Here is a 14,358-nt window from a genome sequence, read left to right as displayed (position 1 = left end):
TCGTCGAGCGATGCCCGTCCAGGGAGGGATGGCCGAGCTCGATTCTCCAGAAGGTAGCTGGTGACACGAGTGTTGAGCCCACCCAACTAGGGTGACGGAAATTTCTGGGGTTCCGGCTTACATCCCCATACAAGCCAACGAATTTGCTCGTGTTGTGAAAAAGCTGCCAAAACAGCTGAAGGTTGAATTGGATGAGGCCGTCAAATCCATCATGGCCAACCCTTTACTGGGTGACGCTAAGGTGGCTGATTTAGCGGGTATCCGCGTCTACAAATTCAAGCTGAATAAGCAACTTACGCTGCTAGGGTATGAGTACGACGGTGAGACAGTGACCCTGTACCTGTTGAAACTTGGCAGCCATGAAAACTTCTATCGCGACCTGAAAAACAGCCTTTCCGAATAAGTCAGCATCACGGCCTGCTCTCATACACCGGCCGCCAATTTATCCAGCGCTCGATAGAGCGTCGAGCGATGCACACCAAGCAGCTAGGCGGCGGCTTTCACGGTGAAAACCGTCGAAGTTGTAGGCCGTTACACCCAGATCCGCTCCACCTCATCTAGGCTGATCTCATCGCGGCGCCGGTCGTACAACTGGGTGGTGCGCGTAGACGCATGGTTGGCCATGGCTGCCGCGTTCTCCAGGGTGCCGCCGCTTTTCAGGTAGGCCGTGATCCCGGTCGCCCGAAAGCTGTGATTGCCGATTGGCGTCTTAATCCCTGCTGCCAGTGCCCGCCGGCGCACCATCGCATGCGCATTGGCCTGCGGTAGCGCCGTGGTACTCAACTGCCCGGTACCACGTCTAATGGTGCGAAACAACGGCCCTTTCGGATCGCTGTCGATCCCGGTTTGCACCAGGTAGGCGTGCAGGTACGCCTCCAATGTGTGGTGGCAGGGCATGACATGCTGTTTGCCACCCTTCTCCCGCAGCCGTACCCACAGCCGTCGATTTTGCGTGTAGACGTCTTCGACCTTCATCGCCAGGGCGGCACCGATACGCGCAAACGAAAACACCATCAGCGCAATCAAGGCCCGGTCGCGCAAGCCGGCCGGGGTGCCGATATCGATACTGTCGAGCAGCTGTCGTGCTTCGCTTGGATCAAGCACCGGGGTTTTGCCGGTGCGCGCTGTGTGACTCGGGCCGCGCACCGAGGCCGCCGGGTTATGCGGCACCACCTGACCCACGACCAACCAGTCGAACAAATGCCGGATCGCGGCCAGGCGTTGCTTCACCGACGGTGCGGCCAGCGTCTGGCACTGCAGCTCGATCCAGGCCGCCACATGCAGCGGAGACACGGCAACCAGATCAGGCACACCCACCGCCTGGCACCAGCTCAAAAACTCATCTACAGCGCGTGCATAGGCGCGCCGCGTGTTCGGGTTGCGGATATTGGCCGTGAAAAACTCCAAAAAGCGCATCCCCGCGCGTTCGCCGGCGTGGCTGATCAGCGCCGGGAGCGTGTGGCTCACCGTGGACACCCGCACGAGTGGATTCATCGCCTAGCGTCCGGCTCAACCAGCAGTGCTTTAAGCGCGATGACCTGCTCTACCAGACGCTCAATGTCTACTTTTGAGTGGGCTTCCAACTCAACATCCCCTACTGTCAGGCGCAACGTGCGCCCGGCCCGACCGTTGATCCAGGCCATCGCGATTTCGCCCAGGGTCTTTAGAGGCAACCCGATGGCCGGCACCCACGACAGCAGAAACTGGCCGGTTAGCCCTTTGACGGCACCGGCACGGTCGACCGTCGCAAACGTCGGGGAGACCGCCAAACCGGTGACCTCCAGCTGCTGCTTAAATTGGCACAGTTCCGTTTGGTAGTCCGCACCAAAGACAGCCGAATCGTCGGGCGCCCTCAGCAAACGTAGCTGAAGACGAAGGGTTGGCGTAGGGGCGGTCGCTTGAGCCATCGGATGAGTCCTTTATATATGTGATAAAGGACATTATCACATATATAAAAGCCATCAGTATGTATGCAGGAGAGGTTCCACAATTTTGGCATCCACCCCAATTGGGGTTCGGGGGTCTGGCCGCTCATGCGTGATTACCTGAACGCCAGACTCCCCCCACTTTGGTGTTCTGTTTCCTGCCCTGATTGGAGGGCTGGCCCTTATCCAATATTGGGACTGGCGCTGATCGTTAATCCGGCGCGATTTGCTGTGTCGCGCGACTTAGGAGTTATGCGACACCTGGCCAACCGCCCGCATCCAAGGTATAGCGTGGATCATTTTTATATTTATCGGAAAGACCAACGTTTATGTCCGATGTAACTGGTAAAAACAGGCACGGCTACACCGATAGCGTGAGCGATTTCATGTACGAATGAATTTACGCCGAGTGCAGGAAAGACGTAGTATGCCAAGCCCATACTGATACCCCAAGTCTGAAGCGCAGCCACTACGTTGACCAGAGTAAATAACATCAAAGATCGGTGAAGTGATTGCTCACTACCTTTGAACACGAACAGCTTTGCCAGTACGAAAGCGGTGATCATCCCGGTGAGATAAGCAAGAATGATCGCGCTGGAAAAGTCCAGCCAACGGCTGTACAGCATTCTGGAGCCAAAGTTGACCGCCGCAGCCGTGCCCCCAGTAAGCAGGAAAACTAGAAATTGTCGTGATATGAATTGCTGGATCACTTACTTGCATCCCGTGCCATTTGCCTACCGAAATCTATACTTTCTGAAATCCCCCTGTCTTCAGGATAGTAGTAAGAGGTATCAGCGACCCACAATCCTTTGACCGGTAGTGACACTGGCGGAAGCCTATCAAGGTAGCCGGGATCACAGATTGGTTGCGCATAGCGGTAGCGGCTGGCACGTAGCTCGATGAAGTCCTCATCGCGAAGCTCTGGGTTGATTTTTTTCAGGTAGCGCTGCACCTTATCGAGAAACACCTGATCAGGCTCTGCGAATTTAGGATGTTCTCCAGGCACATAGAATGGAACGTAGACAATATGCTGATCCAATGGGCGCAGGTTGGTGTATTCCACCAGTCCTGGTATATCCATATCGGGATCATTGGTGTTCAACCAGAAGTTTTCGGTCAACGGTTTACGTAGCTTGGCAATCACGCAAACTACCGCAACGTTTTTCAACGCTTGAAAACGCTGCAAGATGTCGTCAGGCAGATCAGGCATGACACGCGGCACATAAGGTAGTGGAATGGTGCTGATTACTTTGTCGAAGCGCTCAACTTGACCGTTCACCTCGACCCCTTGCACTTTCTTGTTCTCGATCACTACTCGACTGACAGGCGACTTTAGACGTATTTCGCCGCCACGGGTTTCAATATCGTTTTTTATCGCTTGGAGTAGCGTTTCCGAACCTCCCTCCAGATAACCAAGTTTTTCCCGGAACAAGCTATAACGGGATCTACCGATACGCCGGATGCGACTCCAGATCCATGCAGCAGAAAGGTTATCGGTATAGTCGTAGAATTTGTAATCAAATAAACGACGCCATAGTACTTCCCAGGCTTCTGCGCCGACCCAGCGGCGAATCCAGCCTTTCGCTTCGACGTTATCCAGGGACCTCCAGTCATTACGTTTGGTGCAGAGAAAAGCATGTAACCCGTAACGGAACTTGGCTACCAGGCTCAGCCCGCGGAACTTCAGCAGCGCCACAGGGTTGCCCCATGGCTGAAGCCGATTCTGATACCAGTAACCCATCTTGGTTTCAACCCAGCACATTCTATCGGCCAGGCCCAATTCTTCCAGTACAGTCAGAAAAGCATGATCAGAAATGCAGTGGAAATGGTAGTAGCGCTCAATGCTCAGTCCAGAAAAATCGAACGCAGCAGTCATGCCTCCCACTCGATCATCAGCCTCGAACACTACGGGCTGATGACCGTCCCGCGCTAATTGATAGGCGACAGCCAAGCCCATCGGGCCAGCTCCCAAAACGGCAATACGCTGCCCCATGCTCAAAACTCCAGAACTACTTTACCGTAAGTTGGATCGTTAAACGTTTCATCGATTGCCCTAGTAAAATTGGTGCAAGGCACACCAAAAATACCCGGCCAATCAATTACCTCAAATTCATCCCTGGCGCTCAGCGCAGCGAGCTGTTGGGTGGTGAACGGCGGGTTCTTATCGAACTGCCCCCAGATCCAAATCAGTGTATAAAATACTGGGTAAGGAATTCGCACGATTGGCGTTTTAGCGCGGGTAGCTCGTTTGATCTCTCGAATGATATCGATATAATCAATTTTTTCGTGGCCTGAAATATTGTAAATACCATCACGCACACGGTTCTCGATGCAACTAATAATTACATTACAGAAGTCGCCGACATACAAAGGCTGGCGCATATACCGACCATGTCCTGGAATTGGGAATACGGGCACTTTTTTCATGAATCGTGATAGCCAGCCCAAATGTTTTCGGTCGAACCAACCGAACATCAACGTAGGACGTAACACTGGGCAGACAACATCGCTGTCTAGCACCATGCGCTCCTGATCTTTCTTGGTTTTGGTGTAAAAGTCATCGGACGCTGACTCCACCACCGAAGAACTTATATGTACAAGGCTCGGGACTTTATTAACCTTAATCGCCTCAAGGATCAGAGCAGTGGAGTCTACGTTGTTACGCACAAATTCCTGATAGTCATTGCCACCAATCTGCGCCTGTAGCATGACTACAACATCCGCACCAACGAAGTGTCGTTGCCAGTCACCAGGTTCTGCCAAATCAGCATATTCTACTGTTATATCAGGCTGAACCAATTTCAATATTTCAATATTCTTATGGTGCTTATCAAGGACAGTCAGTTTGGTATATCCACGGGCCTTAAGACGGGCCACAAGATTTTGCCCAACAAGACCAGCGCCTCCCGGGATAACGATTTTTTGTTCAAAATTTATATTTTTCAACCTATCTGCTCCCCATACACACAACTACCTCTTCAGGGTAAACATGAATAGACTCTGGTGATGGCCAAAATAAACCTGGCTTGCATATATCATTACTCGCAACACTTGTAACATCCCATACCATTCCGGTAGATTCCCCTATAAGATATTTGACCGACCAAGATACTGAAAGAGCTGAAATATTTAAATCACCCTCGACAGTCTTAAGTCCTACAGGGTAATTCCAGTGAGCCCCAACCAGTATTATTTTTTTATCTGACATTACATTCCTGCTAGTTAAATCAGAAACTATTTTACCAGCAGTCCATAAATCCCATCTATTCAGTCGATATTGATCATACAGCATTGAGCTGCTATGAAATGATAAGCCAATCGCCGAGACTGATATAATTGAGAAAAAAGATTTTTGCCAATCATCTATAAAAACTGATGTGTATATCAACGTCAAGCCGAAAGCAAAAGAAACGCCATATATTGCACGCGGTACTGGCCACCAAGTTTTAGAGATAGCGACTAGAATTACACTACCTAACATAAGAGTGGAAAATAGAACAACAGCTATTAAGGCAGCTTGTGGTGTTTTAGATCCAACTCTTAAAATCGAGCCAAACACTGCTATCAAAAGAACGATTTTTACAGATTTTGAAAGTACCGGCTCACCTTCAAACATAACATTATTGATCAATGAAATAACATTTAGCACTCTCGGATAAAAATCAATTACGCCAATTAGATTCCCCCTGCCATCGCCAGAAATATTAAACAACTTCCCAGTAGAGAAAAATATTACCCCATAAATAACTGCAGAAATCGCAAATATAGAAAACAGCGCATAATTCGCGCGTAGCGCGCGGCCTACATATTTAATCCCTCCAGCATATGTAGTATCTATTGCAAATCTGGTTAAAACAAAAAATAATGCTACTAGAAATACCGTTTGCTGTGTGCTCGCAATCAGCACAAGAATAATCGCCAGCCATTTAATATTAGAAAATCTAATCTCATTATCTTTTTCTATATTTAACAATCTTATAAAAAAAACCGCCAAAAATAAAAATGATAAGCCTTGTGTAATTAATGACTCGCGAAAAGAAAAGTACTCAGAAATGTACGGGTGCGACCCTATAATTGCCGCAACTCCCGCCTGAATGTAAGCAGATCCCTGCCGCCGAGTAGTGAATACTATCCCTCCTGTAATCGCTACTGCTGCAGAAATAAAAAATAGTATTTCAACCGGCCAGTATATTGATGTGGGACTAATGTTTATATTTGTTAATATTAATTGTATGACTGCTTGAAAGTATCTTCCCTGTGAAATATAGAAAAGAGGATTTCTATCCTGCTGCAGTGCAGCATAGTCATCAAGCCCAAGTCCTGGGATCAACGCCATTCCTTTGCTAAGGAGCAAACCTAAAAAAGCCCCTACAAATATAATCTTTGTTCGCTCACAAACCTTAACACCTTCAAACATCAAACTAAACTCCTGTGATTATCCTTCATACTATATATTTATTCTTTTAAATATGGAGCCAGGTATGAGTTTTATTATCAGCATTATTAACGCCCAAAATCCAGGAGCGTACAAAACTGTAGATTTTCGCTCAATACCTGAAACGATACGCAGAGCAACTTGCTCTGGTTTAGCAACCAGCACAGCCGGTAGATGTAACCCCTTGGTCATGGGCGTATCCACAAAACCTGGCTTTATGGTAATAACGTGGACTCCAACTTTGAATAATCGCGCACGCAAACCTTCACAGAACGTAGATACTGCGGCCTTGGCAGTTCCATAAAGATAGTTAGAAGGTCTCCCTCTATCACCCGCTACCGAGGAGATAACTGCCAAGGCGCCACACCGCTGAGACTCAAACTGGTTTGCAAGTAAGGTTAGAATGGCGATAACGGAAGTGCCATTATTGACAAACTCCTGGATTGCCACATTAACATTCTGCTCACAGGCTTGTTGATCTGGAAGGGTTCCATGCGCGATCAAAGCAATATCGATTTGCTGCAAGGCGTTTATGCAGCTGTCTAACATTGCTGGATGCGCAGCCAGTTCAGTCGCATCCATATTGTAGGTGGTTACTTTCAGAGCTCCGCGTGCTTGCAGATCAGCTGCGGTTTGCTCAAGCTTTTCGTTGTTGCGAGCGACGAGAAAAAACTCACTACCTTGCCCAGCCCACAACCGGGCACAAGCCGTCGCAATGGCCGAGGTGGCCCCAATAATTAGAACTCGTTTCATTCGGTGACTCGCTTCCAGAAGCTAGACATCAGAGATGGGTCGCGCAGGGTTTCCACTTGCTCCCAAGCCGGATAGGCCTGGCGGAAGTCGCTGCCGTTCATATGTGCATCCTTAGCCGGATATAGCCGGCCACCAGACTCCCGCACAATCGCATCCAGCCGAGCGAACAGCGGCTTCAGATCATTTTTTTGCGGAAAATCCAATGCCAGTGAAGTTCCTGGTAGCGGGAAAGACAGCAGGCCTGGCGAGGCTATGTTGCCACAGCGTTTGAGCACGGCGAGAAACGAGCCTTGGCCAGATTCGGCAATAGCTTCGAGCAATTCGCGCATGACTACCTCGGCTACTGCGTCGGGTATCACGCATTGGTATTGCTGGAAACCTCGGCGCCCGTAGATACGGTTCCAATGCAGTATGCGATCCAGCGGATAAAAGAAGGGCTCGTAGTTACCGCGTTTACGTGTGCTCTGGGCAGGATGCACCCTCCAATACATATCATTGAAAGCTCGCAATGACAGGTTGTTGATTAAAGACACTGGCGGCGTCAGCGGCATGCTCAACTTCGCTCGCTCGTCCACTTCCAGTGAACCATAACGTGCGTGGTCACCCACGATGAATACGCCACGCCCGGTCTGAGTGTCTTTTGCCAGGCAGTCGATCCAGGCGACGCTGTATTCATGCTGGTGATCAAGTTCGGCGGACAGGCTGAAGAATTCGCCTAGGTTGCTGAAACGCACTACGGTGCTATCGATCTGGCTGGTGCGGATGGGGATAAGCTGAATTTCTGCCCACACGATAATCCCAGTCAGACCTAACCCCCCTATAGTGGCGGCGTAGAACTCTGGATACTCGGTAGGGGAACAGGTAATAGGTTCTTCGTTATGTCGCAACAAACCCAAGCGCCGCACATGGTTGCCAAAGGTGCCGCGCAGGTGATGGTTCTTGCCATGGACATCGTTAGCGATGGCCCCGCCGAGGGTGGCGAACTGGGTGCCCGGTGTGACTGATAGGAACCAGCCCTGCGGGATGGCAATCGCTAGGATCTCGGCGAGGGTTACACCTGCCTCTGCTCGCACGGTACCCTGCTGCCAATCGACCTGGATGAAGCGATCTAGGACTCGCATGTGCAACACTTGATTGCTCGCGGCTAGACAACTATCTCCATAACTACGTCCGTTGCCATATGGCAGGGTGTTCCCATGCGTGGCGACAACACCATCGCGCAGAGCCGCGACTTCTCTACGCCAGCTACACGCGTGTGCAGTCTGCGGGGTATAGGGATAGCATCCCCAAGAGTACAGCGGACTGCTCATGTTGCCACCCAGAACACCAGCCCAAACAAAGCGCCAACGACTAGACTGATGCGGTCGCGGATGGCGAACACTACAGGGTCATCATGCATTTGCCCGCGATGAGTGAGCATCCACACTCGAGTGATCCAGAACAAGAGCAGCGGGCAGGCTAGCCAGATCACTTGCGGGTGGGCATAAAGCCCGGTTGTAGCCTGATCATGGATGTACAGAGCCAAGACCATTACCGCTAGATAACCGGAAGACGCGCCCAGCGAGGAAATCATTTCCAGGTCGGCGGGATAGTAGCTTCGCCCACGGGTTTTCCCGGTATCGCCCTTGCGCCTTGCTTCGCGAAGTTCTGCGTAGCGCTTAACCAGTGCGAGGCTCAGGAACATGAACATCGAGAACGCCAGAATCCAGAATGTCAGTTCCAAACCGAATGCTGCCGCGCCAGCTATGATGCGCAGGGTATAAAGCGCAGCCAGGGCGATCACATCGATAGCCATCTGTCGTTTCAATGACAGCGAATAGGCGAGAGTTAATATGTAGTATGCCATGAGGATTCCGGAAAACTCCCAAGGCAGAAGCCATGCAGCCCCGGAAAAAGCGCCAACCAATAATACGGGAAAGAGCTGTAGCCCGGACTTGATCGACAATCGCCCAGCGGCAAAAGGGCGATTCCGTTTGGAGTGATGATGCCGGTCATCGGCGAGATCCAATAAGTCATTAAGCAGATAGACGCTAGAGGCACATAGCCCAAAAAACAGAAAGGCCAATACTCCCTGCCATAGAAGCATAGGGTTGGTCAGTTGATGGGCCGCCATTAGAGGTACGAAAATCAACGCATTCTTCATCCACTGGTGCAGCCGCAACGCCTTCAACCAGTCCTTCAGCCCAGAAGGATTGGAGTTAATCACCTGTACGACATTGCCCTGTGCCCGAGCGCTACGCTCAACACCGGATTCAGGATTGACCACATAAGCCTTCCGGGCAGCCGCCCAAACAGGGACGTCGTCATGAGAGTTACCCACGTAATCAAAGCCCTGCTCACCATAGTGCTCGACCAATAGATCGCGTTTACGATGGCACGACAGGTTTCGCTCGCTATCAGAGGCTAACACTTGGTCAAACAATTGAAGATGTTCCGCAATACGTTCGGCCAGGCTGTAATGGCTGGCTGTCGCGAGCACTACGGTCCGACCGTTACGCCGCTCGACTTCAATTAGTTCAATGACCGCAGGATCGAAAGGCAGGACACTGACATCAATATTGGTGGCATTGGAGAGGCATTCCTTTAAAACTGCCTTGCCTTTGGTCAACCAAATAAAGGGTTTAAACAGGCTCAAGGGCTTATGCCGAACAAAAGCCATACCTGTTTCCATCAGCAGATCGGAGCGAAGCAGGGTACCGTCGAGATCGACAATAAGCGGAAGAACGGTAGGTGCAATATGGACAGTCACAAGAACTCTTCCCTGATTATTGGATGCTCAAAAAAATAAACCCCGGAAAACAATGGGGACCTTAGCAAAGGCCACTAAAAGGCATGCGAGCTTTCATTTGCGCGCAAAATTACCACGGATGGCACATATCTTCACCGGAAATGGCTATTAAATTGACTGACAAGGCATGCTGTGACATGGCTGATCACAGAGTCGTAACGCAGTCCATACCTCACCTGCTCAACCTGATTGGATCCCCACAAAGAGTGAGGCATGTCAGTACCCATCGAGAATCATCCATTTTTCACCGTTCTCTCCGTAGACCACTTCGCTCGCCTTGGCATCGATCCGGGCACACAGCCGTTTCTCGCAGGTGCTCAGTTTGAGCTTGCCACCGCGCCGCTCCAGGTCAGTGGCATTCGCTCGCAAATCAGCCATTTCGCTGCCGCGGGGCGTCATAAACACCGCCAACAACCAGATCATGGCCAACAGTCCAGCACTCGCGCACCGCAGATAACGGCCCACTTCCACCCAACCCAACCGACGGCATCCCTCAGGCTTTTTCGGCCTCCTGGGCGCGCCCGGCAACCGCCTTGATCGCATTTATAACTGGAACAACCGCACCTGCCGATGAGTCACTCGCGACCTTGCTGACAACCAACTTCATATCAATGCATGGATTTCATCCATGCAATAGTAACGCGCAGACCTTCTTCAAATTGGGTACTTGCCTGCCAGGTCAAATCTTGGGCGGCCAACGTTGTGTCGAGAATGCTAACAGGCACGTCAACTGAGCGTGCCGGACGGCGTTCTACCAGAATATCAACTTCAAGCAATCTAGCAATCGCGGCAACGATGTCATTAAGGCTGCGGCCCTCACCGCTGCCAATGTTGAAGATGCGGTTTGGTCCCTGATGAGTGGCAGCCAAGATAAGCGCCTCGACCACATCGTCGATGTAGATGTAATCACGAATGACGCAACCGTCGCCCCACATTTCAATATGCTGACCAGTTAGCGCACGACGAACGAATGCTGCAATGACCCCCTGATTTTTCAGCGCCGTCTGGTAGGGGCCGAAGGGATTGGCCACCCGCAGCACACGGTAATCAAGGTGGTGGAGGTACTCATAGAGTCCGAGGTATTTTTCAATCGCCAACTTGCTAATGCCATAGGCAGTAATAGGGTTGGTGGACGCGGTCTCAGGTGTCGGAACCTGATCGGGGATTCCGTAAATGGTGCCACCAGATGACACGAAAACGACACGACTCACGCCAGTTTCGCGACACGCCTCAAGCAGGTGTAGGGTGCTAGCAACATTGGCGTTGAGGTCGGCGACCTTATCGACGTTAGCGCTAGCCGGGGTAGTGGCGTTCACTAAATGGAAAACCACATCGCAACCACTGATGGTGCTCGCTAGGCTGGCGGGGTCGGCGAAGTCCCCCGGTATCCAGTCGCAACCGCGCAGCGCCTCAGGAAAAGACTGGCGACGGCCAAAGGCACGTACAGTGTGCCCCTTCATTAGTAGTGACCGACACAAGTTAGTGCCGATGAAACCACCGGCTCCAAGCACTAGGCACTGCATTGTTCTAGACCTCCAGTAGTGATGCCCCTACTACCGGCGTCTGCCGGCATGTAACCATGAGTAGCAGCTATGGCGCAGGCAAAAGCCGCATCCGAGTGCTCGCACTTCACGTACTCACGAGCTGCTGCAGCCTTCGCCTCAGCGATCATCTGATTGTCGAGCGCCTCGTTGATTCGCGCGACATACAGTGCGACGTTCTCGATATCCGCAACAGGGTAGCCTCGCGCCTCGGTCACGATATCACCGACACCACCCACGCAAGACGCAACGATGGGAATGCATGCCAGAGCTGCAGCGATGACCATCGTCGGCGTCCCATCCCACTGAGATGTATACAAAAAGACCGGAAAATCAGCAAACGGAAGGCTCTCGACACCGTCGAAGCTCCCCAGCATGCGGACGTTCTTCAGTTTCTGGAGGCTACCGACAACGCCGGTTTTGTAATCGAGCACCGCATCTCCATAAACGTGGAATTCTACGTTGGGCAGCGCCTTCGCTACCGCCAGCAGCAGGTCGGGGCGCTTCTGACGATCTAGTCGCCCGGCCCAGAGCACCTTGCGGCCTTCTGGCCTCCTGGCCTCCGCCAGCGACACATCGACCGGACTCTTGAGAACACGGAACAGGTCGGGGCTGTAGCCGTAGGTCTTGCGCAGCAGTGTCGGGAAAGCACTGTTGTCGGTAAAAACGGTCATCAGTCGGTGATAGCAGTCCGGCAGATACTGGCGAGCAAAACCCACTGGCTGACCATAGCGGTCGTAATCGTCGCAATAGATCGACGCAAATATACGGGTGCGTTGGGTCACAGCGAGGCCATAGCGGCACACTACCTCCCAGACGTGCCGGGAATTGATGATATGCAGAGTGTCGATCTGCAACTGGACCAGCATCCGCACGATAAGCAGAAGCAGCTCATCGTGGGAAATATCTCTCGCGAAGCGCGAGGCATCGACGACATCGACACCGGAGGGAATCCGCGACACCCAAGGTGAATCCCCAGACTCTGTCATCATAACTAGCACCTTCCCGCCCGGTATCCGGGCAGCCGTCTCGATATGCTTGAGCGTCACCAAATCAGATCCTCCACGCTTCAGCCAGGGGATCGCGAAGCAATGGGTGTAATGGTCTGATGAGCAGCGCTGCATAAGCTCCAGGTAAATTTTGCCGGGACGCGGCAGGACGGGAAAGGAGTAATATTGGCAGTTAGCTATGAACTGATCCGTTGGATACAGGATGGGGTCGATATCCCGTGCTAAATCCTTCATCTCGTCCAGTACCCAACCAGGAATCGCGGGCGGCATCCAGACGACACTCTGCGGAATCTGCCCGATTTCCGACGGTGTCGGGACATAGGTACCATATTCAGGAAACAGGGAGTTTTTTATCCAATAGCTAAACCGGATGAAGTTCTGGCGAAACCTTCTGCCGAAAACAGTTGAGAGTATACGATCAAGCGCCAAGTGCATGAACCGCATAAACATGAATACACTACGGCGGTTCATGGTATTTCCTTACAGTGTGCATTATTGGCGAATAGATTAGTTGGAAGAATAATTGCTCCTAGAGCAGTATCCGCAGTAACACGGCTTACTTTTTTTCGGCGATAAAAGCCCACCGTTCCCCATACCAGACGATGCTCATATCCAGCGGCGATCGATTCGCAGTTCCAGTGCCAATCTTCATAACCGAACCCAGTCTGGAGAGGACGAGACACCGAATAAGGGCACGCCAGGTAAAGCGAACGCTTCGCGAAGGTCCACGACGTCCAGTAGTTATTCACGAGAAGACCATCCCGTTCGTAATACTGGCCCGCTTGGTCGACCTGCCAGCAATAAGCCGAATGCGCGCCGAAATTTACAACGAACTCGGGGTGCAGGATAGCCTTATCGCCATATTCCTTGAGGAAGAACCAAGCACGCTCGATCCAATTCGTCGAAAAATAGTCATCGCCGTCCAGAATGGCTACCGCAGTCCCACGGGCCACCTGGATACCCGCGTTGCGAGAGGGGCCTGCATCGCAGTTGGCCACTTCCACGATCTTGACGTTACCGGCTGCGGCGGGGTGCGTCATTAGAACCTCGCGAGTCTCGTCGTTAACAGCATCCAGCACCCACACGTATTCCGTAGTAATTCCTGCAGTTTCAGCGTATTTTCGGCAGCGCTCGACGGAATTCAATGTAGCATGTGCAAGCACACCTTCGCTGTGGAAGGTTATTAGGAGACTCACATCGACGGGGTCGTTTCTATTCATTTGCCAAGCTCTTTCCTGCTTTATTTAATCACTTAGGCCTGAAAGCCGTGTTTATACCTGCTAGCTACTTAATTGCATCAGCTTTTGATAGTGTACCCGCAAGCATCACAAACGTTATGACAAGTAGAAAAGAAAAACTCGTTCACGTTGCACATCCAAAAATCAAAAATAGTTAACAAACCCAAGCTTCCTGGCGACCTTAAAAAATAGGCTTTGCTTCAACTTGGCGGCCTTTTCCTGAGCAAGCTGCAGCTCGAAAGATAGGCGCATATTTTCCGCATCCAACACATCGTGCTGACTTTCTGTCGCCACGAGTATTGCTTTAAGTTGACCAATCTGCGACACCTGCGCCGCAATACACTGCTGCATACTATCAACTTCGATCGCTTGCGCCTTCCACTGAGCCTCGAGCCACTCCTTGCCTGTCTGCAGTGCAGCTAGCGTCTCCTGTTGTCGACCCCGCTCGTCCTCCGACGCCTTCCACTGAGCCTCGAGCCACTCCTTGCCTGTCTGCAGTGCAGCTAGCGTCTCCTGTTGTCGACCCCGCTCGTCCTCCGATGCCTTCCACTGAGCCTCGAGCCACTCCTTGCCTGTCTGCAGTGCAGCTAGCGTCTCCTGTTGTCGACCCCGCTCGTCCTCCGATGCCTTCCACTGAGCCTCGAGCCACTCCTTGCCTGTCTGCAGTG

Annotated in this window: 15 protein-coding genes; 1 reads left to right on the top strand and 14 read right to left on the bottom strand. The window is 51.7% G+C overall.

Going from position 1 to position 14,358, the window contains the following annotated elements:
• Nucleotides 1-91: 91 nt before the first annotated feature.
• Entirely contained in the window at nt 92-403 is a 312-nt protein-coding gene (locus JJD74_RS29935; protein ID WP_325167033.1) for a type II toxin-antitoxin system RelE/ParE family toxin, read from the top strand.
• A gap of 128 nt (nt 404-531) precedes the next feature.
• Here JJD74_RS29935 and JJD74_RS29930 read toward each other — a convergent pair whose 3' ends face one another.
• The 14 genes from JJD74_RS29930 to JJD74_RS29865 form a co-directional block, all read right to left on the bottom strand.
• On the bottom strand, nt 532-1,494 hold the full coding sequence (locus JJD74_RS29930) for a tyrosine-type recombinase/integrase (RefSeq protein WP_234451932.1): 963 nt from the start codon (nt 1,492-1,494) through the stop codon (nt 532-534).
• Complete coding sequence (locus tag JJD74_RS29925; RefSeq protein WP_200618001.1) at nt 1,491-1,907, bottom strand: hypothetical protein; 417 nt, start codon at nt 1,905-1,907, stop codon at nt 1,491-1,493. Before JJD74_RS29925 ends, JJD74_RS29930 begins: the two co-directional genes overlap by 4 nt.
• A gap of 326 nt (nt 1,908-2,233) precedes the next feature.
• The gene (locus tag JJD74_RS29920) at nt 2,234-2,635 is read right to left on the bottom strand and encodes a GtrA family protein (RefSeq protein WP_200618000.1); all 402 of its coding nucleotides are present in this window, start codon (nt 2,633-2,635) and stop codon (nt 2,234-2,236) included.
• Nucleotides 2,632-3,918, bottom strand: a complete 1,287-nt coding sequence (locus JJD74_RS29915) for an NAD(P)/FAD-dependent oxidoreductase (protein ID WP_200617999.1) — start codon at nt 3,916-3,918, stop codon at nt 2,632-2,634. The genes JJD74_RS29920 and JJD74_RS29915 overlap by 4 nt, the downstream gene beginning before the upstream one ends.
• Before the next feature lie 2 nt (nt 3,919-3,920).
• Nucleotides 3,921-4,871: an NAD-dependent epimerase/dehydratase family protein gene (locus JJD74_RS29910; protein WP_234451931.1), complete on the bottom strand. Its 951-nt coding sequence runs from the start codon at nt 4,869-4,871 to the stop codon at nt 3,921-3,923.
• 1 nt (nt 4,872) lies between these two features.
• Nucleotides 4,873-6,342, bottom strand: coding sequence for a glucosyltransferase domain-containing protein (locus tag JJD74_RS29905; RefSeq protein ID WP_200617998.1), 1,470 nt, complete (start codon nt 6,340-6,342; stop codon nt 4,873-4,875).
• 30 nt (nt 6,343-6,372) lie between these two features.
• The gene (locus JJD74_RS29900; protein ID WP_200617997.1) at nt 6,373-7,113 is read right to left on the bottom strand and encodes an SDR family oxidoreductase; all 741 of its coding nucleotides are present in this window, start codon (nt 7,111-7,113) and stop codon (nt 6,373-6,375) included.
• Entirely contained in the window at nt 7,110-8,423 is a 1,314-nt protein-coding gene (locus JJD74_RS29895; protein WP_200617996.1) for an FAD-binding oxidoreductase, read from the bottom strand. Before JJD74_RS29895 ends, JJD74_RS29900 begins: the two co-directional genes overlap by 4 nt.
• Nucleotides 8,420-9,862, bottom strand: coding sequence for a UbiA family prenyltransferase (locus tag JJD74_RS29890; protein WP_325167032.1), 1,443 nt, complete (start codon nt 9,860-9,862; stop codon nt 8,420-8,422). Before JJD74_RS29890 ends, JJD74_RS29895 begins: the two co-directional genes overlap by 4 nt.
• A 255-nt stretch (nt 9,863-10,117) precedes the next feature.
• Nucleotides 10,118-10,324: a hypothetical protein gene (locus JJD74_RS29885; protein ID WP_200617994.1), complete on the bottom strand. Its 207-nt coding sequence runs from the start codon at nt 10,322-10,324 to the stop codon at nt 10,118-10,120.
• A gap of 185 nt (nt 10,325-10,509) precedes the next feature.
• Nucleotides 10,510-11,424, bottom strand: coding sequence for an NAD-dependent epimerase/dehydratase family protein (locus JJD74_RS29880; protein WP_200617992.1), 915 nt, complete (start codon nt 11,422-11,424; stop codon nt 10,510-10,512).
• Nucleotides 11,412-12,923, bottom strand: a complete 1,512-nt coding sequence (locus JJD74_RS29875; RefSeq protein ID WP_200617990.1) for a glycosyltransferase family 4 protein — start codon at nt 12,921-12,923, stop codon at nt 11,412-11,414. Before JJD74_RS29875 ends, JJD74_RS29880 begins: the two co-directional genes overlap by 13 nt.
• Nucleotides 12,920-13,672 (bottom strand): glycosyltransferase family 2 protein, encoded by a 753-nt coding sequence (locus JJD74_RS29870; protein WP_200617989.1) that lies wholly within the window; start codon nt 13,670-13,672, stop codon nt 12,920-12,922. Before JJD74_RS29870 ends, JJD74_RS29875 begins: the two co-directional genes overlap by 4 nt.
• 162 nt (nt 13,673-13,834) lie before the next feature.
• On the bottom strand, nt 13,835-14,358 hold a 524-nt coding region (locus tag JJD74_RS29865), incomplete at its 5' end, for a hypothetical protein (RefSeq protein WP_200617988.1).

It is taken from the genome of Pseudomonas sp. MF6776 (assembly GCF_016613125.1).
In the GTDB taxonomy this organism is placed as follows: domain Bacteria; phylum Pseudomonadota; class Gammaproteobacteria; order Pseudomonadales; family Pseudomonadaceae; genus Aquipseudomonas; species Aquipseudomonas iridis.
This window is presented reverse-complemented; position numbering and strand designations above follow the sequence as displayed.

Bases quoted from the DNA above. Each gene is read 5' to 3' on its own strand.
- JJD74_RS29930 (WP_234451932.1), bottom strand. From the start codon at position 1,494: ATGAATCCACTCGTGCGGGTGTCCACGGTGAGCCACACGCTCCCGGCG.
- JJD74_RS29925 (WP_200618001.1), bottom strand. From the start codon at position 1,907: ATGGCTCAAGCGACCGCCCCTACGCCAACCCTTCGTCTTCAGCTACGT.
- JJD74_RS29915 (WP_200617999.1), bottom strand. From the start codon at position 3,918: ATGGGGCAGCGTATTGCCGTTTTGGGAGCTGGCCCGATGGGCTTGGCT.
- JJD74_RS29905 (WP_200617998.1), bottom strand. From the start codon at position 6,342: ATGTTTGAAGGTGTTAAGGTTTGTGAGCGAACAAAGATTATATTTGTA.
- JJD74_RS29900 (WP_200617997.1), bottom strand. From the start codon at position 7,113: ATGAAACGAGTTCTAATTATTGGGGCCACCTCGGCCATTGCGACGGCT.
- JJD74_RS29895 (WP_200617996.1), bottom strand. From the start codon at position 8,423: ATGAGCAGTCCGCTGTACTCTTGGGGATGCTATCCCTATACCCCGCAG.
- JJD74_RS29885 (WP_200617994.1), bottom strand. From the start codon at position 10,324: ATGATCTGGTTGTTGGCGGTGTTTATGACGCCCCGCGGCAGCGAAATG.
- JJD74_RS29880 (WP_200617992.1), bottom strand. From the start codon at position 11,424: ATGCAGTGCCTAGTGCTTGGAGCCGGTGGTTTCATCGGCACTAACTTG.
- JJD74_RS29875 (WP_200617990.1), bottom strand. From the start codon at position 12,923: ATGAACCGCCGTAGTGTATTCATGTTTATGCGGTTCATGCACTTGGCG.
- JJD74_RS29870 (WP_200617989.1), bottom strand. From the start codon at position 13,672: ATGAATAGAAACGACCCCGTCGATGTGAGTCTCCTAATAACCTTCCAC.